Here is a 25,752-nt window from a genome sequence, read left to right on the forward strand (position 1 = left end):
GTCCCTGGCCCTGGCCGGCGCCCTCCTGCCGCTGGCCGCCGGCGCCCACGAGCCCACCGAACTGCCCACGGTCGAGGTCACCGCCTCGCCGCTGGCCGGCGACGCCGAGACCCTGGCCCGCCCGGTCGACGTGCTCCAGGGCGATGCCCTGGACCAGGCCAAGACCGCCACCCTGGGCGAGACCGTGGCCAAGCTGCCCGGCGTGCAGACCAGCTATTTCGGTCCCGGCGTCGGCCGGCCGATCCTGCGCGGCCTGGACGGCCCGCGGGTGCAGGTGCTGGCCAGCGGCCTGGGCAGCATGGATGCCTCCACCGTCAGCGCCGACCACGCCGCCAGCGTCGAGCCGTTCCTGGCCGACCAGATCGAGGTGCTCAAGGGCCCGGCCACCCTGCTGTTCGGCAGCGGCGCGATCGGCGGCGCGGTCAACGTGGTCGATGGCCGCATCGCCCGCGAGGTGCCGGACGAGGCGCTGAGCGGCCGCGCCGAGGTGCGCGGCAACACCGTCAACGACGAGCGCAGCGGCATGTTCCGCCTGGACGGGGTCAGCGGCGGCAACCTGGTCCTGCACGTGGACGGCCTGGTCCGCAACGGCGACGACTACGACATCCCCGGCCTGGCCGCGGCCGGGCACGACCATGACCACGATCACGACGACGACCACGACCACGATCACGAAGACGAGGAAGGCACCCCCGGCCGGCTGGAGAACAGCTCGGTCAGGACCCGCGCCGGCGCCGTCGGCGCGACCTGGCTGGGCGAGCGCGGCTACCTCGGCCTGGCCGCCAGCACCTACCGCAGCAACTACGGCATTCCCGCCGGCGCGCACGTGCATGCCGAAGACGACCACGATCACGACCATGACGAAGACGAAGCCCACGACGAAGACGAGCACGGCGAAGAGCACGTGCGCATCGACATGGTCCAGAACCGGCTGGAGCTGAAGGGTGGCGTGTACGACCCGGCTTCGTTCCTGGAGCGGATCGATTTCCACGGCGCCTACAGCGACTACGAGCACGTCGAGCTGGAAGGCAGCGAGGTCGGCACCCGCTTCACCAGCGAAGGCTACGACGCGCGCCTGCAGGCGGTGCAGAAGGAAGTGGCGGGCTGGCGCGGCGCGTTCGGCCTGCAGCTGGGCCGGGTCGACTTCGCCGCCGCCGGCGAAGAGGCCTTCGTGCCGGTCACGGTCACCGACAACTGGGGCCTGTTCGTGCTGCAGGAGAAGACCTTCGGCCCGCTGAAGCTGGAACTGGGCGCGCGCCACGACCAGGTCCGGCTCGCGCCGGACGGCGCCCATCCGGACCGCGAGTTCGACGCCACCAACCTGTCGGCGGCGACGATCTGGAAGCTCAACGACGGCCTGGACCTGCGCTTCGGCCTGGACCGTTCCGAGCGCGCGCCCACCCAGGAGGAGCTGTACGCCGGCGGCCTGCACGTGGCTACCGGCTCGATCGAGATCGGCGACGCCGCGCTGGATACCGAGCGCGCCCTGCGCGCCGAGATCGGCATGCACGCCCACGGCGAGCGCTACGACCTGAAGCTGGCGCTCTACCAGAGCCGCTTCGACGACTTCATCTACCTGGCCGACACCGGCGTGGAGGAGCACGAAACCCCGGTGCGGCTGTGGGCCCAGGCCGACGCGACCTTCACCGGCGCCGAGGCCGAGGCGGTCCTGCACCTGGCCGACAACGCCAGCGGCAACTGGGATCTGCGCCTGTTCGCCGACCGCGTCCGCGCCGAACTGGACGGCGGCGGCAGCCGCCAGGCGGAGGTCTCGGTGCCGCACGGCGACCACACCCACGACTACGACGTGGAGCTGGCCAACGGCGGCTACCTGCCGCGAATCGCGCCCGGCCGCTTCGGCGCCGATCTGGGCTGGGCCCTCGGCGGCTGGCGCGCCTCGCTAGGGGCGGTGCGTTACCAGGAGCAGGACGAGGTGGCGCAGAACGAGGAACCCAGCCCGGCCTACACCCTGGTCGACGCGCACCTGGCCTATCGTTTCGACCGCGCCGGCGGCAACAGCTGGGAGCTGTTCCTGGACGGCAGCAACCTCACCGACGAGGAGGTGCGCCCGCACACCTCGCTGCTGCGCGAGTACGCGCCGTTGCCGGGACGGGCGGTGGCGTTCGGCATCCGCGCCTGGTTCTGAGCCCGGCGTGCCACAGCGGATGCGGAATCCATCCCGCATCCGCGTTCCCTCACTGCAGGCGCCGACCTGCCGGCGCCTGCAAGCGGGGCAGGATGATCAACCGGCTTCGGCGCAGCGCGCGCACAGGCCGTGCACTTCCAGGGTCTGCGCCTGCGGCTGGAAGCCCAGCGCCTTCGCCCGCGCCTCCAGCTGGGTCACCACCTCGCTGTCCTCCAGCTCCACCGCGCTGTGGCAGCGGTCGCAGATCAGGAACGGCACCGAATGCTGGGCGCTGTTGGGATGGTGGCAGGCGACGAAGGCGTTGACCGACTCGAGCTTGTGCACGAAGCCGTTGGCCATCAGGAAATCCAGCGCCCGGTACACCGTCGGCGGCGCATCGGCGCCGGCGCCCTTGCCCTCGCGGACCTTCTCCAGCAGTTCGTAGGCCTTCACCGGCTTGCCGGCGTCGGCGATCAGGCGCAGCACGTTGCTGCGGATCGGGGTCAGGCGCAGGCCGCGTTCGCCGCAGGCGCGCTCCACCGCGTGCACGAACGCCTCGGCGCTGTCGACGTGGTGGTGCGGGTCGGTGCAGGTGTGGCTGGCGCCCATGGCCCCTCCGGTTCAATCCTTCGGAATCTTGATAAGCGCCGCGTCGATCCGTTTCAAGGCCTGCTCGCGCCCGGCCAGGTACACGGTGTACGAGATGTCCGGGCTGACCTGGGTGCCGGTGATCGCCACCCGCAACGGCTGGGCGACCTTGCCCATGCCCAGCTCCAGCGCCGCCGCGGCGTCGTGCAGCGCCGCAGAGACGCCTTCCACCGTCCATTCCGGCAAAGCGGCCAGCAGTTCGCGCGCCTTGGCCAGCGGCGCTTCGGCGCCCGCCTTCAGGTGCTTGGCCACCGCGGCCTCGTCGTAGCTTTCCAGCGGGAGGTACCAGACCGCCGCCTTCTCGGCCATTTCCTTCAGGGTCTGCACCCGCTCGCGCAGGGCCACGACCACGTCCGCCGGCGCCGGGCCGGCGGCCGGGTCCAGGCCCAGCTTCTCCAGCTGGTAGACCAGCTGCGGTGCGATCGAGGCCGGATCGTCGGTCTTGAGGTAATGCTGGTTGACCCAGCCCAGCTTGGCCATGTCCAGACGCGCGGCCTTGGAATTGCAGTTGCGCACGTCGAACAGCGCGACCAGTTCTTCCCGGCTGAAGATCTCCTGGTCGCCGTGCGACCAGCCCAGCCGCGCCAGGTAGTTGACCAGCGCGTGCGGCAGGTAGCCGGCATCCTTGTACTGCATCACGTCGGCCGCGCCGGTGCGCTTGGACAGCTTGGCGCCCTGCTCGTCCAGGATCATCGGCATGTGCCCGAACTTCGGCACCGGCGCGCCGATGGCTTCGTAGAGATTGATCTGGCGCGGGGTGTTGTTGATGTGGTCGTCGCCGCGGACCACCTCGGTGATGCCCATGTCCCAGTCGTCCACGACCACGGCGAAGTTGTAGGTCGGGTAGCCGTCCGGGCGGAAGATCACCATGTCGTCGAGCTCGGCGTTGGCGATCTCGATCCGGCCCTTGATCAGGTCGTCGAACGCGACCATGCCCTCGAGCGGGTTCTTGAAGCGGATGACGCGGTTGGGGTCGTCGCGGTACGGCAGGCCGAGCTCACGCGCGGCGCCGTTGTAGCGCGGCTTTTCCTGCTTCGCCATCGCCGCCTCGCGCATGGCATCGAGTTCTTCCCGGGTCTCGTAGGCGTAGTAGGCCTTGCCCTGGGCGACCAGCTGCTCGGCGACCTCGCGGTAGCGCTCGATTCGCCGGGTCTGGTAGATGGGGCCTTCGTCGTAGTCCAGCCCCAGCCAGTCCATCGCTTCGAGGATGGCGTCGATCGCGGCCTGGGTGCTGCGCTCGCGGTCGGTGTCCTCGATCCGCAGTACGAACTGGCCGCCGCGGTGGCGCGCCTCCAGCCAGCAGTACAGAGCGGTGCGGGCGCCGCCGATGTGCAGGTAGCCGGTGGGACTGGGGGCGAAGCGGGTGCGGCAGGTCATGGGGAGGCGGACTTCGGGAGGAATCGGGGCATTTTACCTGCATGGGACAGCCGCCTCCGTACCGGCGGCTGTCCCTTTGCCACCGCGAACTGCCGTCGTCCCGGTGCACGCCGGGACCCAGCGACTCACAGGGCATTGCACCGCAGTGAAGCCGCAACGGGAATGGGTGCGCCGTGGGGATGGTCGCGCCGCGGCGCCGCGGCACAAGGCCTGCCGCCGCTCATGTCCCCCGGCCCTGGCCTGCGGCCAGGACCTCCTCCTTTACTTCCCGTCGGCAGGCCTTGCACCACGACGCTTCGGGTCTGGCTGGCCTCTCGGCGAAAGGCGGCCGGGCAGCTCATTAATGGAGCCGGCAGCCTACAATCCCGCCATGACCACGCTGTTCGTCTCCGACCTGCACCTGGATCCGGCCCGGCCGGCGATCACCGCGCTGTTCCTGCGCTTCCTGCGCGAGGAGGCCGCGGGCGCCGATGCGCTGTACGTGCTCGGCGACCTGTTCGAGGCCTGGGTCGGCGACGATGACCCTTCCGCGGCCGGCGCCGAGGTCGCGGCTGGCCTGCGTGCGCTGGCCGATGCCGGGGTGCCGGTGTATTTCATCCACGGCAACCGCGACTTCCTGCTCGGCCGCGACTATGCCGCGCGCGCCGGCATGCGCATCCTGCCCGACCCGGCGGTGGTGTCGCTGTACGGCAGGCCGGTGCTGCTGATGCACGGCGACCTGCTGTGCAGCGACGACGTGGCCTACCAGGCCTTCCGCGCCCAGACCCGCGATCCGGCCTGGCAGGCGCGCTTCCTGGCGCAGCCGCTGGCCGCGCGCCTGGCCTTCGCCGAACAGGCGCGGCAGGCGAGCATGGCCCGGCAGCAGGAGATGATCGCCGGCGACCGCGCCGGCTTCGAGACGGTCACCGACGTGACTCCGGCGACGGTCGAGGCGACCCTGGCGCGCTTCGGCGTGGACACATTGATCCACGGCCATACCCATCGGCCCGCGGTGCACGCGTTGCATGCCGGCGGCCGCGACTGCCGGCGGATCGTGCTGGGCGACTGGTACGAGCAGGGCTCGGTGCTGCGCGTGGACAAGGACGGAATGGCGCTGGAGGCGCTGGCGATCGTCCGCTGACCTGCCGTCTTGTAGGAGCCGGCCTTGCCGGCGACCGCCATGCGGAGAAATCGTTGGCAATGGCAATTCACTGCCATGGTCGCCGGCAAGACCGGCTCCTACAGGGGATTCGCCTGCACCGCCTCGACCTGGCGCAGCGATTCCAACTCGTCCTCGTCGAAACCAGCCAGCAGCCGCGCCTCGATGTTGAACGGCCCGCGCAGATAGCCGCTGGCGTATTCCTGCAAAAGCTCGCGAAAGCGCGTGCGCGGCTCGACCCCGGCGCGCTCGCAATACCAGCGGTACCAGCGCGAGCCGGCGGCCACATGCGCCACCTCCTCGCGCAGGATCGTCTCCAGGATCGCCACCGTGCGCGCGTCGTCCTGCTTGCGCAGGCGTTCGATCATCCCCGGGGTCACGTCCAGCCCGCGCGCCTCCAGCACCCGCGGCACCAGCGCCATCCGCGCCAGGCCGTCGTGTGCGGTCTTCCCGCACATCTCCCACAGGCCGTTGTGGGCATCGAAATCACCGTAGTCGAACCCCAGCTCGCTCAGGCGGTTGCGCAGGAGCACGAAATGGCGCGCCTCGTCGTCGGCCACCCGGGCCCAGTCGCGGTAGAAACCCTCGGGCAGGCCGCGGAAGCGGTAGACCGCATCCCAGCCCAGGTCGATGGCATTGAGCTCGATATGGGCGATCGCATGCAGGAACGCGGCCCGGCCCTCGTCGCTGCCGAGACCGCGCTTGGGCAGCTCGCGCGGATGCACCAGCCGCGGCCTCGGCGGCCGTCCCGGCATGCGGATCGGGTCCGGCGGCGGCGCGTCCGCCGGGATGTGCAGTTCGCCGCGGGCGAAGGCGGCGGCATGGCGGTGGGTCAGCGCGACCTTCTCGTCGGGGTCGGCGGCGGCGAGGCACTCGGCCGCGGCTTCGAACAGGGAGGTCATGGGATGGGCCAACCGGAGCGACCCGCGGCGGCCATCAGGACGCCGCGCGCCGCTTCTTCTTGGCCTCGTCGCTGCGCATCTGCTGGATCCGCTCGAAGTAACCCGGCTCGATCCCGGTCACGTACTTGCCGTCGAAGCAGGACGAGTCGAAGCGCTGCAGCTGCGGGTTGCCCTCGCGCACCGCCGCCTCCAGGTCTTCCAGGTCCTGGTAGATCAGCCAGTCGCAGCCCAGCTCCTTCTCGATCTCCTCGACCGTGCGGCCGTGGGCGATCAGCTCGTCGGCCGAAGGCATGTCGATGCCGTAGATGTTCGGGTGGCGCACCGGCGGCGCCGCGCTGGCCAGGTAGACCTTGCGCGCGCCGGCGTCGCGGGCCATCTGCACGATCTGCTGGCTGGTGGTGCCGCGCACGATCGAATCGTCCACCAGCAGCACCACCCGGTTGCGGAACTCCAGGTTGATCGGGTTGAGCTTGCGGCGCACCGACTTCACCCGCTCGCCCTGCCCCGGCATGATGAAGGTGCGGCCGACGTAGCGGTTCTTGATGAAGCCCTCGCGGTACTTCACCCCCAGCACGTTGGAGATCTCCAGCGCCGCGTCGCGCGAGGTGTCCGGGATCGGGATGATGGTGTCGATGTCGTGGTCCGGGCGCAGGCGCAGGATCTTCTCGCCCAGCTTCACGCCCATGCGCATGCGCGCCTTGTGCACCGAGACGTTGTCGATCATCGAGTCCGGGCGGGCGAAGTACACGTACTCGAAGATGCACGGCGCCTGCTGCGCCGGCGCGGCGACGACCTCGGAGAACAGCTCGCCGCGCGGGGTGATGACCAGCGCCTCGCCGGGCTGCACGTCGCGCACCCGGGCGAAGCCGAGGATGTCCAGCACCGCCGACTCGGAGGCGACCACGTACTCGGCCCCCTCGTTGTGCTCGCGCTTGCCCAGCACCAGCGGGCGGATGCCGTGCGGGTCGCGGAACGCGACCAGGCCCAGGCCCAGGACCACGCTGACCACCGCGTAGCCGCCCTTCACCCGCCGGTGCACGCCGGCCACCGCGCGGATCGCCGCCTCGGGGGTGAGCGTGCGCTGGGTGTCCAGCTCGTGGGCGAACACGTTCAGCAGCACCTCGCTGTCCGAGCCGGTGTTGATGTTGCGCCGGTCCTGGGCGAACACCTGCTCGCGCAGGGCGTCGGTGTTGATCAGGTTGCCGTTGTGCGACAGGGCGATGCCGTAGGGCGAGTTGACGTAGAACGGCTGCGCCTCGTCCATGCCCTCCGAGCCGGCCGTGGGATAGCGGCAGTGGGCGATGCCCACCCGGCCCTCGAGCACGCTCATCGCCTTGGCGCTGAACACGTCGCGGACCAGGCCGTTGTCCTTGTGCACGCGCAGGCGGGTGCCGTCGGCCGTTGCAATGCCGGCCGCGTCCTGGCCGCGGTGCTGGAGGACGGTCAAGCCGTCATAGAGCTGGCCGGCAACGTTCTGGTTGCCGACGATTCCGACGATGCCGCACATGTTGCAGGTCTCCGCGACGGTCAGTGACCGGGGTTGGACGGGGAAGAAGGAGGCGGCGCCTCGGCGCCGGGCGGGTTTGCGTCCCCGCCGGCCGGGGCGGGCAAGGCTCCGCCCAGGGCTTCGGCCGCGGCACCTGCCCGGCCCATGATCGTCTGCTCGAGGCCGGCATTATCGCCGCTGGGCCGGCCATTGCCAAAATCCAGCTCGCCGGCGGCCCAGTCCGGCAGCCAGCGCGCCAGCCACTGCGCGCCCGGGACCAGCACCGGCACGAGGTTCGACTGCGCCCAGGCGCGCTCCTGCGGCAGGTCGCTGAAGGCCATCACCAGCACCCCCATGCAGGCCACCAGGACGCCGCGGGCCAGGCCCAGCAACAGCCCCAGGAACCGGTCCAGCGCGCTGAGCCCGACCGAGGCCAGCAGCTTGCGCGCGACCCAGCCCACCAGGCCGACCAGCACCAGCACCGCGACGAAGGCCACGACATAGCCGCCCAGCAACTCGGTCGCTCCGGGCTGGCCGTCGTCGCTGAACCAGAACGCCAGCTCGGCACCGTGGTGGAAGGCGACCCAGCCGGCACCCAGCCACGCCACGATCGAGGCGATCGCACCGATGAAGCCGCGCATCGCGCCGAACAGCGCCGAGGCGGCGATCACCGCCAGCAAGACCAGGTCGATCGCGTTCATGCGTCTGGCCGCGTCCGCGGGCCGGTGGCGGTCACGGGTGGCTGACCACCATGCCGGGGCCGAAACCGCCGGCCAGGCGCGACTTCAGCTGCTCGGCCTCGGCGCGGGTGGCCACCGGCCCGACCCGGACCCGGCTCAGGGTGCCCTTGTCGGTCCGCACCGGCTGGACAATGGCGCTGTAGCCGGCCGCCCTCAGGCGGTCGCGCAGGGACGTGGCGTCCGACTCGCGGGAGAAGGCGCCCATCTGCACCGCGAAGCCGATGCTGCTGGCCCCGGGCTCCGCAGGCTGTGCGGCCGGACGGCTGGGTGCGGGAGTGGCCGTCGGCGTCGCTGCGGGCGGGGTCGCCGCCGGGCGCGCGGGCTGCGGCGCGGTGGTGGCGGTGGTCGTCGCGCGCGCGGGCACCGGATCGGCGGGCAAGGCCTCGCTGCGCACCGCCGGCGCCGGCGAAGCCGGCTGTGGCTGGCTGCCGGCCAGCGCGGTGGACGCCGCGGACGGCGAGGCGCCAGCGGACGGCGCCGGTGCGGCCGCGTCGCCGGCATCCAGGGCGATCACCTGGGCGTTGACGTCCTGGCGGATGCGGATGGCCTGCAGGCGCCCGGCCTCGGCCAGGGCGCGGTCCGGATACGGTCCCACCCGCACCCGCCAGGCCTGGCGGCCGTTGACGGTGGCCTGCTCGCTGAAGCCCTTCAGCCCGGCCTGGCGCAGGCGCGAGAGCACCGCGTCGGCGTCGCGGGCGCTGGCATAGGCGCCGAAGCTGACCGCCCAGTTGCCGGCCGCCACCGCCGGGTCGGGGGTCGCGCCCGCCGGCGCGGAAGTCGCTGCGGCCCCAGCCGGAGCCGCGGTCGTCCCCTCGGCGGCGGGCGTGGCGGATTCGGCCGCGGGCAGGGCGGCCTGGCCGGCGGCCGCGGCAGGCACGTTCAGCGGCAGCTCGCGGGTTTCGTAGTCGCCGGCCGGCGCGTCGGGCACGCGCAGGGAGACGTCGGCCACGCCACTGTCCGGGGCGGGGCCCTGGACCAGCATGGGCAGGAAGATGACCGCCAGCGCGATCAGCACGACGGCGCCGATCAGGCGTTGTTTCAGCGTGGTATCCATTCGGCTCGCGGACGACGCGTTGGAGTGCGCGGAAGTATAGGCCGCGCCCGCGTCGCCAGCCCGTCAGCGGCCTGAATGCAGGGCGTCCAGCGCCGCGGCGGCAGTGAGGAAGGAACCGAACACCAGCACCCGGCCGCCGGGCGGCGCGGCCTCCAGCGCGCGCGCCAGCGCCGCGGCGACGCCAGGGTCGCGGCTGCCGCCGGCCGCTGCGGTCCCTTCCAGGCGCGCGGCGAACGCACCCACGTCCTGCCCGCGCGCGCCTTCCAGCCCGGCCAGGTGCCAGCGCGCGATCTCCGCCGCCAGCGGCTCGACGATCGCCGCCGCGTCCTTGTCGGCCAGCACCGCCAGCACCGCGGCGGTGCCGGCGGCGGCCGGCCGCGCGCGCAGCCAGGCCGCCAGTTCGCGCGCGGCCTGCGGGTTGTGGGCGACGTCGACCACCACCTCCACCCCGCCGCGATCGAAGCTTTGCAGCCGCCCGGGCAGGCCGGCGGCGGCCACGCCGGCTGCGTACGCGGACTCCGGCGGGGAATGCGGCAGGGCGCGCAAGGCAGCGATCGCAGTGGCGGCGTTGGCCCTCTGCACCGGCGCGGCCAGCTGCGGGTCGGGCAGGTCCAGTTCGGCGCCGACCTCGCGCCAGCGCCAGCGACCCTCGCCGGCCGGCTCGTGGAAGAAGTCGTTGCCCAGCTGGATCACGCCGGCGCCGATCGCATACGCATGCGCCAGCACGCTGGAGGGCGCGGTCACCTCGCCCAGCACCAGCGGCTTCCAGGCGCGGGCGATCCCGGCCTTTTCGTGGCCGATCGCCTCGCGGTCGGCGCCCAGCCAGTCGGTGTGGTCGATGTCCACGGTGGTGATCACGGCCACGTCGGGGTCGACGATGTTGACCGCGTCCAGGCGCCCGCCCAGGCCGACCTCCAGCACCGCCAGGTCGAGCGACGCGCGCTGGAACAGCCACAAGGCCGCCAGGGTGCCGTACTCGAAGTAGGTCAGCGGGACGTCGCCGCGCGCGGCCTCGACCGCGGCGAAGGCGTCGGCCAGCGCCTCGTCGGAGGCATCTTCGCCATCGATGCGCACCCGCTCGTTGTAGCGCGACAGGTGCGGCGAGGTGTAGGCGCCGACCTTCCAGCCGGCGGCACGGGCGATGGCCTCGACGAAGGCCACGGTCGAGCCCTTGCCGTTGGTGCCGGCGACGGTGACGACCTGCGCCGCCGGCTTCCCCAGGCCCATGCGTGCGGCGACCTCGCGCACGCGCTCCAGGCCCAGCGCGATGGCGCTGGGATGCTGCCGTTCGATGTGTTCGAGCCACTGCGCCAGGTTCATGCGCGCCATCTTCCCATCACGCGCCGGGCTCCGGCGCCACCGTGCCGACGCCGCCCCGAAGGGCGGCTCCGGTCACGGCGCTCACAGCGCCCGGTGCTTGGCCTCGCCGAAGAACGGGGTGTGGTGGGCGCAGTCGTTCAGGCGCACCACTTCCAGGCTGTCGACGTCGGCGCCTTCGAGCAGGTTGAGCGTGGTCGGGGCCTGGCGAAAGGTCCACAGCTTGCCGATCGGCAGGCCCAGGATCCTGCACAGCAGGACCCGGTTGACCGCGTCGTGGGCGACCAGCAGCAGGGTGTCGTCGTCGCCCAGGCCCTCGGTGGCGCGGGCCAGGCCGCGCCAGGAACGGTCCAGCACCTGGCGCAGCGATTCGCCGCCGGGCATCAGCACCGTGTCCGGCTCCTCGCGCCAGGCGCGCAGGCGGGCCGGGTCCTTCTCGCCGATCTCGGCGGCCAGCAGGCCTTCCCATTCGCCGTGGGCGATCTCCTGCACGTCCGGATCGATCTGCAGCAGGTCGGTACGGCCCTCGCCCAGCGCCAGCTCGGCGGTGCGGCGCGCGCGCGACAGCGGCGAAGCCACCGCGCGGGTGATGTCGACCTCGCGCAGGCGCTCGCCCAACGCACGGGCCTGGGACTCGCCCACCGGCGAAAGCGGAATGTCGATCTGGCCCTGGTAGCGGCCTTCGGCGTTCCACGGCGTTTCGCCGTGACGGGCAAGCAGGATGCGCATGGGATTCCCCGGTTGTGCGGACCGCCGCACCGGACACCGGCGCGGCGGGGGCGCGCATCATAACCCGGCACCGGGCGCCGGGGACCGCCCACGGACGGCGCGCTCCCGTCGTCCGCCGGACGCGCCGGCGGACGGGGGCAGGCCGCCGGCTCAGCGCGCGGCGGGCGCCACGCCCAGCTCGCGCAGCAGCTGCGGCGCCGGGTAGACCTCCTGCATGATCCAGCGCATGTAGCGCTGGTCGACCGCGATCATCCGGGTCATCTTCGGATCGAACACCCAGTTGGAGCTGACCGATTCCCAGTTGCCGTCGAACGCCAGCCCGACCAGTCGGCCGTGCGCGTCCAGCACCGGCGAACCGGAATTGCCGCCGGTGATGTCCAGGTCGGACAGGAAGTTCACCGGGACCGAGCCGACGCGCTTGTCCTCCAGGCCGCCGTAGCGCCGGGCCGCGACCGCGTCGAGCAGCGCCTTGGGCGAATCGAACGGATCGGCGCCGGTCTCCTTGGCGACCACGCCCTCCAGCGTCGTGAACGGGGTGTATTCCACGCCGTCCTTCGGCACGTAGCCGGTGACGTTGCCGAAGGTGATGCGCAGCGAGAGATTGGCGTCCGGATACACGAACCCGCCCTGGCTCTTCTTGTAGTCGGCCACCGCCTGCAGGTAGAGCGGGCGCGCGGCCAGGTTCTCGCCGGCGCGGGTCTTGGCCTGCTCCTCGAGCTGGAGCAGGGTCGGCATCACCGCCACCGCGTACTGGATCGCCGGGTCGGTGCTGGCCTCGAACGCGGCGCGGTCGGCCGCCAGCCATTTCAGCCGCTCCCCGGTGCCGCCCAGCTTGGTGCCGGCCAGGCGGTCGAGGGCGCGTTCCACCGCCGCCGCGTCGTTGCCGCCCAGCCAGGCGTCGACCGCGGGCACCCGCTGGGCGGCCGGCAGCTTGAGGTATTGGTTGAGCCAGTAGGCCTGCAGCTGGCGGTCCATGGCCGGCACGTAGCGGCGCTCGAGCTGCTTCAGTCCGCCTTCGATCGCCGGCAGGTCGCGTTCCTGGTAGCCGGACTCGCGCTGCGCGTCGGGCCGGGCGCGCTCGATCGACAGCCGGTACAGCTGGGTGGCGGTGCCGAGCATGGCGGTGCCGTTGAACATGCGCAGGGCCAGGTCGCGCTCGCGGGTGGCCTTGGACTGCTCCAGCAGGGCGATCAGGCGATCGTGCGCGGCCAGCGCCGCGGCGCCCTTGCCGCCCTGGCCCTTCAGCCAGGCCAGCACCGCCGCTTCCTCGGCCCGCTTCTGGCCGGCCGCGTCGATCCGGCGGAAGCCCTCCAGCTGGCCTTGGTAATTCTTGGCCACGTTGTTCCAGCTGGCCATGGTGCTGGCGTACTTGACCTGGATGTCGGCGTCCTTCTTGCCGGCCGCCTCCACCAGCGCGATCAGGTCGCGGTAGTGGCCGCCGACCACCGGGTAGGTCCACTGCGCGGTGTGGTCGAACTCGGCGGCCAGGGCGTAGCGGTTGGTCGAGCCCGGGTAGCCGGCGACCATCACGAAGTCGCCCGCGCCCAGCGGCTGGTCGGCCAGCTTCAGCCAGTGCTTCGGCGTGTAGGGCACGTTGTCGGGCGAGAACGCCGCCGGCTTGCCGTCCTTGCCGACGTAGGCGCGGTAGAAGGCGAAGTCACCGGTGTGGCGCGGCCACATCCAGTTGTCGATGTCACCGCCGTACTTGCCCACGCTGCCGGGAGGCGCATAGGCCAGGCGCACGTCGCGGATCTCCAGGTTCTTGAACAGGCGGTAGGTATTGCCGCCGGAGAAGCTGTACAGGCGGCAGCGGAAGCCCGGCTCGGCCTCGCACGCGGCGATCAGCTTCTTCTCGAAGTCCTCCAGCGCGCGGGTGCGGGCCAGCGCGTCGTCGCCGGCGGCGGCGATCGCCGCGCGGGCGTCGGCGGTTACGTCGGGGATCTCGTCCAGCACGTACACCCGCGCGTTCGGGCCGGCGCTCACCTCGTCGGCCACGGTCGCGGCGTTGAAGCCGTTACGGATCAGGTTGTTCTCGGGGGTGGAATTGAGCTGGATCGCGCCGTAGGCGCAATGGTGGTTGGTGACCACCAGGCCGTTGGGCGAGACGAAGCTGGCGGTGCAGCCGCCCAGCGCCACCACCGCGCCCATCGGGTCGCCGGTCAGGTCCGCCAGCTGCTGCGGCGAGAGCTTGAGCCCGGCCTTCTTCAGCGGCCCGGCGATCTCCGGCAGCTGCTGCGGGACCCACATGCCCTCGCCGGCCCAGGCGGCGGGAGCGAAGGCCAGGGCGGCCAGGACGGACAGGGAGAGCGGGCGCAGGCGCATGGGATGGTTCCAGCCGAAAGGATTCCCGATTCTAGCCAGCCCGGCCACGCCGCCGGGCCATGACCTATGGCCTATGTCCTTCTCCTGTAGGAGCCGGTCTTGCCGGCGACCGCCATGGCGGATGTGCCTGCGTGAAACCGGGTGCCAGTGATCCGTCCGCCTCCACGGTCGCCGGCAAGACCGGCTCCTACAACAAGCTCTCGACGCAATGGTTTCCCCGGCAACCTATAATGCCGACCTTCCCTGCCGAGGCCGCGACGATGTCCCGAACCATGAAGGCGCTGGTCAAGCGCGAAGCCGCCAAGGGCCTGTGGATGGAGGACGTGCCGGTGCCGGTGCCCGGCCCCAACGAAGTCCTGGTCAAGGTCGAGAAGACCGCCATCTGCGGCACCGACCTGCATATCTACCTGTGGGACGAGTGGGCCCAGCGCACCATCCGCCCCGGCCTGGTGATCGGCCACGAGTTCGTCGGCCGGATCGCCGCGCTGGGCCCGGGCGTGTCCGGCTACAAGCCCGGCCAGCGGGTCTCGGCCGAGGGCCACATCGTCTGCGGCCACTGCCGCAACTGCCGCGGCGGCCGCCCGCACCTGTGCCCGCACACCGTAGGCATCGGCGTGAACCGCGACGGCGCCTTCGCCGAGTACATCGTGATGCCGGCCTCCAACCTGTGGCCGATCCCCGATCCGATCCCGTCGGAGCTGGCCGCGTTCTTCGACCCCTACGGCAACGCCGCGCACTGCGCGCTGGAGTTCGACGTGGTCGGCGAGGACGTGCTGATCACTGGCGCCGGCCCGATCGGGATCATCGCCGCCGGCATCTGCAAGCACATTGGCGCGCGGAATGTCGTGGTCACCGACGTCAACGACTTCCGCCTGAAGCTGGCCGCCGACATGGGCGCCACCCGGGTGGTCAACGTCGCCAACCAGTCCTTGCGCGACGTGATGGCCGACCTGCACATGGAAGGCTTCGACGTCGGCCTGGAGATGAGCGGCAACCCGCGCGCGTTCAACGACATGCTCGAATGCATGTACCCCGGCGGCAGGATCGCCATGCTCGGGATCATGCCCAAGGGCGCCGGCTGCGACTGGGACCGGATCATCTTCAAGGGCCTGACCGTGCAGGGCATCTACGGCCGCAAGATGTACGAGACCTGGTACAAGATGACCCAGCTGGTGCTGTCCGGCTTCCCGCTGGGCAAGGTGCTGACCCACCAGCTGCCGGCGGACGAGTTCCAGCACGGCTTCGACCTGATGGAACAGGGCAAGGCCGGCAAGGTCGTGCTGAGCTGGACCTGAGAAGCGGTCGGCTGACAAGAAAAAAGGCGCCTCGCGGCGCCTTTTTCCCGGGTGCAGTGCGTAGCCGCGATCAGTTGCCCAGGCTCAGGGTCAGCACCACGCGATCGTCCGCGACATCGCCAAAGATGTCGCGCCCGCTGCCATCCGTGCCGACATAGGCCAGCGCGGCCGAGAACAGGCCCCAACTCCGGCTCACGCCGATGCTGTAGTCGGTGTAATCATCCGAGTAGTCGTCCTCGAACAGGCTGCGGCCGACGCTGGCGTCCAGGCTGAAGTCGTTCGGCAGGCCCCAGCTGGCGCCGCCAGCCACGTACCAGGCGTCGGTGTCCAGGCCGCCGAAATCGTTGCTGTAGGCTACGGTCAGGCTATAGGCCTCGGCGAAGGTGGTCTTGGTGATCAACTCGTTGAAGTTCGACCCGCTCGCGCCCGGGTAGGTATAGCGGTTGAGCATGACGTCGAAGTTGACCGACTCGCTGAAGTCGAAGTTGTAGCCGACGAAGTAGTCGATCTCGACGCTCGGGTCGCCCGGACCGAAGTCCACGCCCGAACCCCAGGTGCCAACATAGAAACCAGAGTCGTGGCTGTAGGTCAGACCGGCCTGCAGCGTCGGGTCCTCATTGGTCTGCGAGACGCCGCGCCAGACGTAATCGGACACGCCGGCGACGGACCAGGTCAGCGGAGAGGCTTCCTCTTCCTGGGCGAAAGCGGCGAACGGCAGGGCCGACAGCAGCGCGACGGCGAGGGTGAGCTTGGCAATCTTCATCCGGGGGTCTCCTGGGTGGGGGGCGATCGTCGGTTCCCGCCTCGCGCCGCGGTCCCGCCTTCGCGCTTCGCCCGATGGCGTAGCGGAAGCGTAACCACCGATTCACGAGTTCTTAACCGCGGGCCGATAGTGCTGCGGCCCAATCCGGGCCGTCAAGCGGATTGGGACCGGTTTGGCGAAATTCCCGCAGGCCCCTCGGTTTTCGCACCACCACAGGGCAATTTGCACCAGATATGAGCGGCGGCAGGCATCGCGGGGATGCCATGGCCATACTCGCAACGCTCATTCAAGCCGCAGAGCCGCTCAACCCGCGGGAAACGCCCCGTACCGCACCGGCAGCAGCTCCAGCCGGCTGCCCGGCGGATGCGCCTGCTGCGCGTCCACCGGCAGTTCCACCTCGACCTCGTCGCCCTGTCCGCCCTCCAGCCGCGCCCGCACCCGCAGGCGCGGGCCGCTGCGCTGGCTGCCCACCACCACCGCTTCCCAGCCGCCCTCGCCCACGCGCAGGTCTTCCGGGCGCACGTACAGGTCCAGCTCGCCCTCGCCCGTCGTCGCCGCGGCCGGCAAAGCCAGGCCCGCGACCTCGATCCGGTCGCCGCGCCGGCGGCCGCGCAGCCGGTTCACCGCGCCGACGAAGGAATACACGAACGGCGTGGCCGGCCGGTCGTAGGCCTCCGCCGGGGTGGCCAGCTGCTCGATCCGGCCACCGTTGAGGATCGCCACCCGGTCGGCCAGTTCCAGCGCCTCTTCCTGGTCGTGGGTGACGAACACCGTGGTCAGCCCGGTCTGCTCGTGGATCTGCCGCAGCCAGGCGCGCAGGTCGCGCCGCACCTGCGCGTCCAGCGCGCCGAACGGCTCGTCCAGCAACAGCACCCGCGGCTCGATCGCCAGCGCCCGGGCCAGGGCCACGCGCTGGCGCTGGCCGCCGGACAGCTGCGCCGGATAGCGCCCGCCCAGGCCCTGCAGCTGCACCAGCGAGAGCAGTTCCTCGACCCGGTTGGCGATCTTCCGCGCCGGCCAGCGCTCGCCGCCGCTGCGCACCTTCAGCCCGAAGCCGATGTTGTCGGCCACGGTCATGTGCTTGAACAGCGCGTAGTGCTGGAACACGAAGCCGACCCGCCGTTCCTGCACCCCCAGCCGCGAGGCGTCCTCGCCGCCGAACAGGATCCGGCCACCGTCGGCGTGCTCCAGCCCGGCGATCACCCGCAGCAGGGTGGTCTTGCCCGAGCCCGACGGCCCGAGCAGGGCCAGCAGCTCGCCCTTGTGGATGTCCAGGCTGATGTCGTCCAGCGCGGTGAAGGCGCCGAAGCGCTTGTGCAGGTGTTCGATCCGGATGCCCATCTGTGTTCCTCGACCCGATGCGGTTTGGCTCAATGGCGGTGGTTGGCGGCCAGCGACTCGCCGTGGCGCCACTCCAGCCAGGTCTTGACCACCAGCGTGACCAGCGCGCTCAGCGCCAGCAGCGAGGCGGCGGCGAACGCGGCGCTGTAGGCGTACTCGTTGTAGAGGATCTCCACGTGCAGAGGCAGGGTGTTGGTGCGGCCGCGGATGTGGCCGGAGACCACCGACACCGCGCCGAACTCGCCCATCGCCCGCGCCCCGCACAGCAGCACGCCGTACAGCAGGCCCCAGCGGATGTTGGGCAGGGTCACCCGCCAGAACGTCTGCCAGCCGCTGGCGCCCAGGCTCAGCGCCGCCAGTTCCTCGTCGGTGCCCTGCTGCTCCATCAGCGGCATCAGCTCGCGGGCGATGAACGGGAAGGTCACGAACACCGTGGCCAGCACGATCCCCGGCAGGGCGAACACGATCTTCGGCAGCTGCAGGTGGACCTGGCCCAGCACCGGCAGAGACAGCTCCACCCCCTGGTCGATCAGCGGATAGGCCCAGCCGTGGGCACCGAAGATCAGGATGAACAGCAGGCCGGCGACCACCGGCGAGACCGCGAACGGCAGGTCGATTAGGGTCACCAGCCAGCGCTTGCCCGGGAACTCGTGCTTGCTCACCACCCAGGCCGCGGCCACGCCGAAGGCCAGGTTCAGCGGCAGCACGATCGCGGTCACCAGCAGGGTCAGCTTGACCGCGGCCAGGGCGTCGGGCTCGCGCACCGCGGCCATGAACGCGGCCACGCCGCCGCGCAGCGCCTCGGCGAACACCAGCAGCAGGGGCAGCAAAAGGAACGAGAGCAGGAAGCCCAGCGCGCCCAGGATCAGCAGCCACTGCACCCAGCGCGGCTCCTGGGTCGGCGAGGACAGGCGCGACTGCTCGCGGCGATGCGTGCGTTCCACCGGCAACTCCCCGGCATCCACGGCAAGGACGCCCTGCAAGGTACCACCCGGTTCCAGCGCCATCTCAGTGGCCTCCGCGGCTGCCGCGGCGCGACAGCCGCGCCTGCAGCGTGTTGACCAGCAGAAGCACCGCGAACGACAGCAGCAGCATGGCCGTGGCGATCGCGGTGGCGCCGGCGTAATCGAACTCTTCCAGCTTGATGGTGATCAGCAGGGGCGCGATCTCCGACACCAGCGGCAGGTTGCCGGCGATGAAGATCACCGAGCCGTACTCGCCCACCCCGCGGGCGAAGGCCAGGGCGAAGCCGGCCAGCACCGCCGGCCACACCGACGGCAGCACCACCCGGAACACGGTCTGCAGGCGCCCGGCGCCCAGGGTGGCCGCGGCCTCCTCCAGCTCGCGCTCGGCCTCGGCCAGCACCGGCTGCACCACCCGGACCACGAACGGCAGGCCGATGAACACCAGCGCCACGGTGATCCCCAGCGGGGTGTAGGCGACCTTGATCCCGGCCGCCTCCAGCCACTGCCCGAGCCAGCCGTTGGGTCCGTACAGGGCGGTCAGGGCGATGCCGGCCACCGCGGTGGGCAGGGCGAACGGCAGGTCGATCATGGCGTCGAACAACCGCCGGCCGGGGAAGCGGTAGCGCACGAACACCCACGCCACCAGCGTGCCCATCACCGCGTTGAACGCCGCCGCCGCCAGCGAGGTGCCGAAGCTCAGCCGCAGCGCCGCCAGCACCCGCGGCTCGGTCCATATCTGCCACAGCCCGTCCCAGCCCAGCCGGGCCGAATACAGGAACACGCCGGCCAAAGGGATCAGCACGATCAGCCCCAGCCAGGCCAGGGTGTAGCCCAGGCTCAGGCCGAAGCCGGGCATGACCCGGTGGCGGCGCCCGCGCGCGGCCGCGCCGCCCGGGGGCGGCGTGGGGGAAACGTTCAGTGCGCTCGCATCGCTGGACATCGGGGATCGCTTCGTGGAAACCGGTCGGGAACCACCCGGCGCGGCCGTGCCGCCGCCGGGACGCACGGGCGGCGCGGCGGGTCGCCCCGGCCGCGCCGCGCGCGCTGCAGGCCTGTTACTTGGCGGCCTGGATCTGGTCGAACACCCCGCCGTCGGCGAAGTGCGTCTTCTGCGCCTGCGCCCAGGAGCCGAACGCGCCGTTGATCGTCACCAGCTCCACCTTCGGGAAGCGGGCGATGTCGGCCGGGTCGGCGTGCTCGGGGTTGCGCGGCCGATAGTAGTGCTTGGCGGCGATGCGCTGGCCCTCCGGCGAGTACAGGTACTCCAGATAGGCCTGGGCGACCTCGCGGGTGCCGTGCTTGTCGACGTTCCTGTCCACCAGCGCCACCGGCGGCTCGGCCAGGATCGACAGCGAGGGCACCACGATGTCGAACTTGTCCGGGCCCAGCTCCTCGATCGACAGGAACGCCTCGTTCTCCCAGGCCAGCAGCACGTCGCCGATGCCGCGCTGGACGAAGGTGGTGGTGGCGCCGCGGGCGCCGGTGTCGAGCACCGGGACGTTGCGGAACAGCGCGGTCATGAAGTTGCGGACCTTGGCCTCGTCGCCCTTGAAGATCCTGGCGGCGAACGCCCAGGCCGCCAGGTAGTTCCAGCGCGCGCCGCCGGAGGTCTTCGGGTTGGGGGTGACCACCGAGACGTTGGAGCGCAAGAGGTCCGGCCAGTCCTTGATCCTCTTCGGGTTGCCCTTGCGCACCAGGAACACGATGGTCGAGGTGTACGGCGCGCTGTTGTTGGGCAGCCGCTGCTGCCAGTTGGCCGGGAACGCGCGGGTGCGCTCGGTGATCGAGTCGATGTCGTAGGCCAGGGCCAGGGTGACCACGTCGGCCTCCAGGCCGTCGATCACCGAGCGGGCCTGCTTGCCCGAGCCGCCGTGCGAGGTCTCGACCTCCACCCTCTGGCCCTTGGCCTGCTGCCAGTGCCGGGCGAAGGCGGCGTTGAAGTCGCGGTACAGCTCGCGGGTCGGGTCGTAGGAAACGTTGAGCAGCTTCACGTCCTTGGCCAGGGCGCCGACGGCCAGGGTCAGGCCGAAGGCGGCGGCGGCCAGCAGGAACGCGAACCGGCGGCGGGTGCGGCGGGGAGTGGTCATTGCGTGGCTCCGATGTCGTGGGGGAGGGAGCGGATCAGAACGCGACCTGGAGCCGGGTGAACACCGCCTTCTCGGTCTCGCGGTCGGCGCCACCGGTGGCGCCGCCCTCGAACCCGGTCTGCAGGTAGTTCACGACCAGCTTGAGGTTGCTGTTGAGGTACCAGTTGACGCCGGCCACCCAGGCATCGGCCTTGTGCGCGGCCACCGACGGGTCGGCGAACACCGGGAAGGCGGCATCGTCCACTTCCAGTTCGCCGTAGCGCGCCACCAGCTCCCAGGCGCCCCAGCCGTCCTTGCCCGGCGCGAACGGACGCGAGGGCTTGACCACGCCGCGGTAGCTGGCGTCCTCGCCGGTCAGCACCCAGCTGGCGGTGGCCTGCCAGGCGGTGCTTTCCAGCTCGTCGCGGGTGGTGCCCACGCGCAGTTCCTGGCTGGAGGAGGCGTACTCGGCCAGCAGGCCGAAGCTGCCGCGGTAGAAGTAGCCCTGCGGCGACCAGCGGCTACGGCGGCCGTCGGCGGCCACCGCGCTGCGGTAGTTGAAGAACTGCTGCTGGCCGGGGGTGCGGTAGCGCGGCAGGAAGTTGTTGCCGGTGCCCGTGGTATCGCCGACGCTGCCGCCGATGCCGAAGCCCAGGCCGGACCAGAAACCATCGCCGCCCTTGAACGGCTCGACGAACACCCGGCCGACGTAGTCGAACTCGTTGTCCGGATTGCTGGTGACCGCGTCGCGGCCGTCCACGGTGCCGTTGAACACGCCGATCGCATAGCCGACCTTGCCGCCGGCCACCTCACCCTGCAGCTGCACGCCGAGGTCGCGGTTGGGGATCAGTTCGCTGACCAGGGCGCGCTCGATGTCCGGCAGCGCCGAAGACGACTGCAGCCGCTCCAGCCCCATCGGCACGATGAACTTGCCCATCCGCACGGTCGCGGCGGGCGAGAACTTCAGGTCGGCGTAGGCGTCGGCGATGGTTGCGCTGTCGCCGGAGAATTCCGGAGCGAAGCGGTAGCCGACCCACTTGCCGAGGGTGCCCTCGATGATCGGCCGCGCGGTCCGCAGCAGGAAGGTGTCGTTGGCGCCGGCCGGCTCGCCGGCGACGAAGAAGCGGCCGTCGCCCTGCAGCAGGCCGCGGATCTTCAGTTCGAAGTCGCCTTGGCCGGACTTGAACGCGGCGCCCTTGTCGTTGACGGTCACCACCGCGGCCTCCTTCTCCTTGGCCGCACGCGCCTCGGCCTGCAGCTCGAGGTTGCGCTCCAGCGCGCGCAGGCGCTGGTCCAGCGCAGCCAGGTCCAGTTCCTGGCCGTCGACGGTGGTGGCGCCGGCGCCGCCGTAGCGCTGCTCCAGCGCTTCCAGCCGGCGCAGCAGTTCCTCGACGGTGGGCTTGCCCTGGGCGAAGGCCGGCAGCGCCAGTGCGAAGGCGATCGCCCCTGCCAGCCAGACGACGGCCGGCTTGGCGCCGGTGCCCCGTGTTGCGTTGCTTCGATGCTGCATGGTCGGTTCCCCGTGTTCGTGGCCAGTAGCGGCCTTGTGGCGAGAAGGATGGTCCCTATTCAGCTTGGCGTCGGGAAATGACTTAGGGGCCGATGCTTATAGCGGATACGCATGAGCCGTCTGAAGTGCGGACGGCCGGGTAAGATCCCGCTTTTCCCTTTCCAGTGAAGGCCTTGCCCATGTCGGAAGCCGCCCTCGCCCGCTACGCCGTGCAGCTCGACGCCCTGCGCGCCCAGGGCCTGTTCAAGTCCGAGCGGATCATCACCAGCCCGCAGTCGGCCGAAATCGAGCTGGCCGACGGCCGCCGGGTCCTGAACTTCTGCGCCAACAACTACCTGGGCCTGGCCGACCACCCGGAGATCGTCGCCGCGGCCAAGGCCGCGCTGGACAGCCATGGCTTCGGCATGGCCTCGGTGCGCTTCATCTGCGGCACCCAGGACCTGCACAAGCGACTGGAGAAGACCATCGCCGATTTCTTCGGCACCCAGGACACCATCCTCTACGCGGCCTGCTTCGACGCCAACGGCGGCCTGTTCGAGCCCCTGCTGGACGAGCACGACGCGATCGTCTCCGACGCCCTCAACCATGCCTCGATCATCGACGGCGTGCGCCTGTGCAAGGCCCGGCGCTACCGCTACGCCAACTGCGACATGGCCGACCTGGACAAGCAGCTGCAGCAGGCCCGCGCCGATGGCGCGCGCACGATCCTGGTCACCACCGACGGCGTGTTCTCGATGGACGGCTTCATCGCCCCGCTGGACGAGATCACCGCGCTGGCCAGGAAATACGACGCCCTGGTCCACATCGACGAATGCCACGCCACCGGCTTCCTCGGCGCCAGCGGCCGTGGCTCGGCCGAGGTCAAGGGCGTGATGGACAGGATCGACATCTTCACCGGCACCCTGGGCAAGGCCATGGGCGGCGCCCTGGGCGGCTTCACCACCGCGCGGTCCGAGATCGTCGAACTGCTGCGCCAGCGCTCGCGGCCCTACCTGTTCTCCAACTCGCTGCCGCCGCACGTGGTCGCCGCCGGGATCAAGGCGTTCGAGATGCTGGCCTCGGCCGGCGAACTGCGCGCCCGCCTGCAGGAGAACACCGCGTATTTCCGCGAGCGCATGGGCGCGGCCGGCTTCGAGATCAAGCCGGGCGTGCATCCGATCTGCCCGGTGATGCTGTACGACGCGCCGCTGGCGCAGCGCTTCGCCGAACGCCTGCTAGAGGAAGGCATCTACGCGATCGGCTTCTTCTTCCCGGTGGTGCCGCAGGGCCAGGCGCGGATCCGCACCCAGATGAGCGCCGCCCACACCCGCGGGCAGCTGGACCGGGCGATCGACGCCTTCATCCGCATCGGCCGCGAGCTGGACGTGATCGGCGGCTGAGGCTGCGCGCGCCCCGCTAGTCGCGGCCGCCGCGCGCGGCCCTGCCCTTCTTCGCCGACGCCGGTGCGCCGGTGGCGATGCGGATGCCGCGCGCCTTCATCCAGGCGTCGAACTCGTCGGCGCTCATCCGCCTGCCGTTCTGCTGCATGTCGAAGCGATAGGCCAGCGGGTCGTCGCGGCGGACGATGATCACCTCGTCGTCAGCCGCCGCCGCGGTCGGCCGCGCCTTGCCGCCCGCGCACCCCGGCAGCAGCAGGACAATCACCGAGGCGGCTGCGGCCGCGAGGCAGAGACGGATCGGGGACATGCAGGGCTCCGGCAGGCGGCTGACGGGCCAGTGTAGCCCCGCATCGCCGCGGGAAACCCGTACCGGCGTCGCGCATCGGCCAGGCCACATCCGCGAGCGCTCACCTCGCTTCGCCGCCCATCCCGGTCGCCGCCAGCGCCTCGCGCTCGGACGGCTCCAGTTCCCGCCACTGGCCCTTGCCCAGGCTGCCCAGCCGCAAGGGGCCGATCGCCACCCGCACCAGCCGCAGCACGCCGATGTCGAAGGCCGCCAGCAGCCGCCGGATCTGGCGGTTGCGGCCCTCGTCTAGCACCACTTCCAGCCAGGCGTTGCGCCCGCCCTGGCGCAGCACCGTGGCCGAGCGCGCGCGCAGGCGTTCGCCGGCCTCCTCGATCCCGGCCTGCAACGCCTGCAGTTGCGCCGCATCGGGAATGCGGTCGACCTGGACGTGATAGGTCTTGTCCGGGCCCTGGACCGGGTCGAGGATCCGCGCCGCCCAGGCCGGGTCGTTGCTGAAGAGCAGCAATCCCTCGCTGGCCTTGTCCAGCCGCCCGACCGGCGCCAGCCACGGCAGGCCGGCCCCGTCGAAGCAGCGGTAGACGGTGTCGCGCCCCTGCTCGTCGCGGGTGGTGGTGACCAGCCCACGCGGCTTGTTCAGCAGCAGGTAGCGGCGTTGCACATCGGTCTGCGCCGGTTCCAGGCCCTGGACCTGGACGCCGCGCATGCCGTCGCGCAGGGGATGCTCCGGATCGCGGACCACGCGGCCGTCAACGCTGACCCGGCCTTCGCGGATCCAGCGCGCCGCCTCGGTCCGCGAGCACAGCCCGGCCTTGGACAGCACCCGGGCCAGCCCGTGGCGCGGTCCGGCCTGCGCCGGGATCGCGCCTGCCCGGACCTGCCTGGAGGGGGAACGCGGCGGACGCGGCGGCGTCGCGCCCATGGCCTTGGCCGCCGTCAGTCCTTGCCGGCCGGCGCCGGCGGCGTCGCCGGTGCGGATGCGGCCGCCGGGGCGGCGGCGTTGCCGGCACCGCGGGCCACGCGCACGCCGCGCGCCTTCATCCAGGCGTCGAACTCGTCGGCGGTCATGCGCTTGCCGCCCTGGCTCATGTCGAAGCGCCAGGGCGTGTTGTCGAACGCGGTCTGCGGCTTGTACGCGGCCGGATCGTTGGGATTGGCCGCGGCCGGCGCGGCCGGCAGGGCGTTGGCGACGTTGCGGCAGCCTTCGATGCGCAGGCGCAGCAGGACCCGGTCCAGCGACTGCGCGGCGTCGCCGGCCGGCGCCAGCACGCCCGAGGGCATGCCCAGCTGCGAGGTGCGCGAACCCAGTTCGGCCGCCACCGGCGCGACCGCGGTGGCGGACATCGGCAAGGGCTGCGGCACGTTGGGGCCGGCGCAGTTGGCCGCGGCGAACGCGGCAGCCGGGACGAAGGTGAGGCCGAGCAGTCCGGCGGCGGCGAAGGCGCGCATGGAAGGATCTCCGGGAAAGTGCGCCCGAGTGTAGGCAGCGCCCCCGGCCGATTCAAGGACGAAGCGGCGCAAGTGCGGCCGATCGCACGGCATCACGCGCACGATCGCGTTCGCCCGATTCCGCCGGGCGAAAAAAAACGGGGCCCGGCAATGCCGGGCCCCGCTTTCGACCACGAGTGGAACGTCGATCAGTTCTGGACGTTCAGCTCGGTGCGACGGTTCTTCGCGCGGCCTTCCGGATTGTCCGAACCATCCGGGTTGGTGTTCGGCGCGATCGGGCGGCTCTCGCCGTAGCCGTTCGGGCCGACCAGGCGCGAAGCGGCCACGCCGTTGCTGGTCAGGTAGTCGTACACGGCCTTGGCGCGACGCTCCGACAGCGACTGGTTGTAGGCATCGGTGCCCTTCGAGTCGGTGTGGCCGGCCACTTCCACGCGCAGATCCGGGTAACGCTTCAGGATCTCGGTGGCCTCGGCCAGGATCGCGACCGCGTCCGGACGCAGGGTCGACTTGTCGAAGTCGAAGTTCACGCCCTTCAGGTCGATCGAGACCGGGACCGGGCAGCCGTCCGGACCGATGGCCTGGCCGGCCTGCGAACCCGGGCACTTGTCGTCGCAGTTGTTGACGCCGTCGCCGTCGTCGTCCAGGTCGGCGCAGCTCGGGGCGGCCGGAGCCGGGGCCGGCGGCGGGGCGGAGGTCGGGGCCGGGCCCAGCGGGATACCGCCGCCGACCGAAGCCAGCAAGTTGCCGAACCAGTCTTTGTTCGGGGCTGCCACGCTCTGGGCGTCACAGGCCGCGCGGTAGGCCACTTCGGCGCGCACGCCGACGCGGTTCTGAAGGGGGGG

Annotated in this window: 23 protein-coding genes; 4 read left to right on the top strand and 19 right to left on the bottom strand. The window is 71.3% G+C overall.

From position 1 onward, the window contains the following. Window positions 1-2,146: TonB-dependent receptor (locus CSC62_RS16145; RefSeq protein ID WP_162407720.1), on the top strand; the 2,146-nt coding region annotated here is incomplete at its 5' end. Between the two features lie 96 nt (window positions 2,147-2,242). Here the strand turns inward: CSC62_RS16145 and CSC62_RS16150 are convergent. Continuing rightward, on the bottom strand, window positions 2,243-2,734 hold the full coding sequence (locus CSC62_RS16150) for a Fur family transcriptional regulator (protein WP_162407721.1): 492 nt from the start codon (window positions 2,732-2,734) through the stop codon (window positions 2,243-2,245). Window positions 2,735-2,746: 12 nt separating this feature from the next. After that, a complete protein-coding gene (gltX, locus tag CSC62_RS16155) occupies window positions 2,747-4,150 on the bottom strand; it encodes a glutamate--tRNA ligase (protein WP_162407722.1) in 1,404 nt (467 codons plus the stop codon). Window positions 4,151-4,520: 370 nt separating this feature from the next. Between gltX and lpxH the strand changes: the two genes are divergently transcribed. Continuing rightward, window positions 4,521-5,270, top strand: a complete 750-nt coding sequence (gene lpxH, locus CSC62_RS16160; RefSeq protein ID WP_162407723.1) for a UDP-2,3-diacylglucosamine diphosphatase — start codon at window positions 4,521-4,523, stop codon at window positions 5,268-5,270. A 98-nt stretch (window positions 5,271-5,368) separates the two neighbouring features. On the opposite strand, the gene CSC62_RS16165 is transcribed toward lpxH, so the two are convergent. From CSC62_RS16165 to CSC62_RS16195, 7 genes are all read right to left on the bottom strand, one after another. Beyond that, window positions 5,369-6,190, bottom strand: coding sequence for a ferritin-like domain-containing protein (locus CSC62_RS16165; protein WP_162407724.1), 822 nt, complete (start codon window positions 6,188-6,190; stop codon window positions 5,369-5,371). A gap of 34 nt (window positions 6,191-6,224) precedes the next feature. Continuing rightward, window positions 6,225-7,697: an amidophosphoribosyltransferase gene (gene purF, locus CSC62_RS16170; RefSeq protein WP_162407725.1), complete on the bottom strand. Its 1,473-nt coding sequence runs from the start codon at window positions 7,695-7,697 to the stop codon at window positions 6,225-6,227. 20 nt (window positions 7,698-7,717) lie between these two features. Then, a complete protein-coding gene (locus CSC62_RS16175) occupies window positions 7,718-8,377 on the bottom strand; it encodes a CvpA family protein (protein ID WP_162407726.1) in 660 nt (219 codons plus the stop codon). Window positions 8,378-8,408: 31 nt separating this feature from the next. Further along, on the bottom strand, window positions 8,409-9,470 hold the full coding sequence (locus CSC62_RS16180) for an SPOR domain-containing protein (protein ID WP_162407727.1): 1,062 nt from the start codon (window positions 9,468-9,470) through the stop codon (window positions 8,409-8,411). 63 nt (window positions 9,471-9,533) lie between these two features. Next, complete coding sequence (folC, locus tag CSC62_RS16185; RefSeq protein ID WP_162407728.1) at window positions 9,534-10,799, bottom strand: bifunctional tetrahydrofolate synthase/dihydrofolate synthase; 1,266 nt, start codon at window positions 10,797-10,799, stop codon at window positions 9,534-9,536. Window positions 10,800-10,871: 72 nt separating this feature from the next. Next, the gene (locus CSC62_RS16190; protein WP_162407729.1) at window positions 10,872-11,516 is read right to left on the bottom strand and encodes a histidine phosphatase family protein; all 645 of its coding nucleotides are present in this window, start codon (window positions 11,514-11,516) and stop codon (window positions 10,872-10,874) included. A gap of 150 nt (window positions 11,517-11,666) precedes the next feature. Beyond that, window positions 11,667-13,838 carry a S46 family peptidase gene (locus tag CSC62_RS16195; RefSeq protein WP_162407730.1) on the bottom strand — a complete coding sequence of 724 codons (2,172 nt, stop codon included), beginning with the start codon at window positions 13,836-13,838 and terminating at the stop codon, window positions 11,667-11,669. A gap of 260 nt (window positions 13,839-14,098) precedes the next feature. On the opposite strand from CSC62_RS16195, the gene tdh reads away from it, so the two are divergent. Beyond that, complete coding sequence (gene tdh / locus CSC62_RS16200; RefSeq protein WP_211369030.1) at window positions 14,099-15,133, top strand: L-threonine 3-dehydrogenase; 1,035 nt, start codon at window positions 14,099-14,101, stop codon at window positions 15,131-15,133. Between the two features lie 70 nt (window positions 15,134-15,203). Here the strand turns inward: tdh and CSC62_RS16205 are convergent, their stop codons facing one another. From CSC62_RS16205 to CSC62_RS16230, 6 genes are all read right to left on the bottom strand, one after another. Continuing rightward, window positions 15,204-15,896 carry a TorF family putative porin gene (locus CSC62_RS16205; RefSeq protein ID WP_162407731.1) on the bottom strand — a complete coding sequence of 231 codons (693 nt, stop codon included), beginning with the start codon at window positions 15,894-15,896 and terminating at the stop codon, window positions 15,204-15,206. A gap of 303 nt (window positions 15,897-16,199) precedes the next feature. Further along, complete coding sequence (locus CSC62_RS16210; protein ID WP_162407732.1) at window positions 16,200-17,237, bottom strand: sulfate/molybdate ABC transporter ATP-binding protein; 1,038 nt, start codon at window positions 17,235-17,237, stop codon at window positions 16,200-16,202. 29 nt (window positions 17,238-17,266) lie between these two features. Continuing rightward, on the bottom strand, window positions 17,267-18,220 hold the full coding sequence (cysW, locus tag CSC62_RS16215) for a sulfate ABC transporter permease subunit CysW (protein WP_425502043.1): 954 nt from the start codon (window positions 18,218-18,220) through the stop codon (window positions 17,267-17,269). 25 nt (window positions 18,221-18,245) lie between these two features. Continuing rightward, a complete protein-coding gene (gene cysT, locus CSC62_RS16220) occupies window positions 18,246-19,058 on the bottom strand; it encodes a sulfate ABC transporter permease subunit CysT (RefSeq protein ID WP_162407740.1) in 813 nt (270 codons plus the stop codon). A 199-nt stretch (window positions 19,059-19,257) separates the two neighbouring features. After that, entirely contained in the window at window positions 19,258-20,289 is a 1,032-nt protein-coding gene (locus CSC62_RS16225) for a sulfate ABC transporter substrate-binding protein (RefSeq protein ID WP_162407734.1), read from the bottom strand. 34 nt (window positions 20,290-20,323) lie between these two features. Continuing rightward, window positions 20,324-21,778: an OprO/OprP family phosphate-selective porin gene (locus CSC62_RS16230; protein ID WP_162407735.1), complete on the bottom strand. Its 1,455-nt coding sequence runs from the start codon at window positions 21,776-21,778 to the stop codon at window positions 20,324-20,326. Between the two features lie 179 nt (window positions 21,779-21,957). Between CSC62_RS16230 and kbl the strand changes: the two genes are divergently transcribed. Continuing rightward, window positions 21,958-23,157 (top strand): glycine C-acetyltransferase, encoded by a 1,200-nt coding sequence (kbl, locus tag CSC62_RS16235; protein ID WP_425502042.1) that lies wholly within the window; start codon window positions 21,958-21,960, stop codon window positions 23,155-23,157. Window positions 23,158-23,173: 16 nt separating this feature from the next. On the opposite strand, the gene CSC62_RS16240 is transcribed toward kbl, so the two are convergent. The 4 genes from CSC62_RS16240 to CSC62_RS16255 all read right to left on the bottom strand — a co-directional run. Beyond that, window positions 23,174-23,464 carry a hypothetical protein gene (locus CSC62_RS16240; RefSeq protein ID WP_162407719.1) on the bottom strand — a complete coding sequence of 97 codons (291 nt, stop codon included), beginning with the start codon at window positions 23,462-23,464 and terminating at the stop codon, window positions 23,174-23,176. Window positions 23,465-23,564: 100 nt separating this feature from the next. Then, window positions 23,565-24,383 carry a pseudouridine synthase gene (locus CSC62_RS16245; protein WP_162407736.1) on the bottom strand — a complete coding sequence of 273 codons (819 nt, stop codon included), beginning with the start codon at window positions 24,381-24,383 and terminating at the stop codon, window positions 23,565-23,567. A 14-nt stretch (window positions 24,384-24,397) separates the two neighbouring features. After that, on the bottom strand, window positions 24,398-24,910 hold the full coding sequence (locus CSC62_RS16250; protein WP_162407737.1) for a hypothetical protein: 513 nt from the start codon (window positions 24,908-24,910) through the stop codon (window positions 24,398-24,400). 188 nt (window positions 24,911-25,098) lie between these two features. Continuing rightward, the coding region (locus CSC62_RS16255) for an OmpA family protein (RefSeq protein WP_162407738.1) at window positions 25,099-25,752 on the bottom strand (654 nt) is incomplete at its 5' end.

Source organism: Pseudoxanthomonas jiangsuensis (genome assembly GCF_010093185.1).
Classification (GTDB): Bacteria; Pseudomonadota; Gammaproteobacteria; order Xanthomonadales; family Xanthomonadaceae; genus Pseudoxanthomonas; species Pseudoxanthomonas jiangsuensis.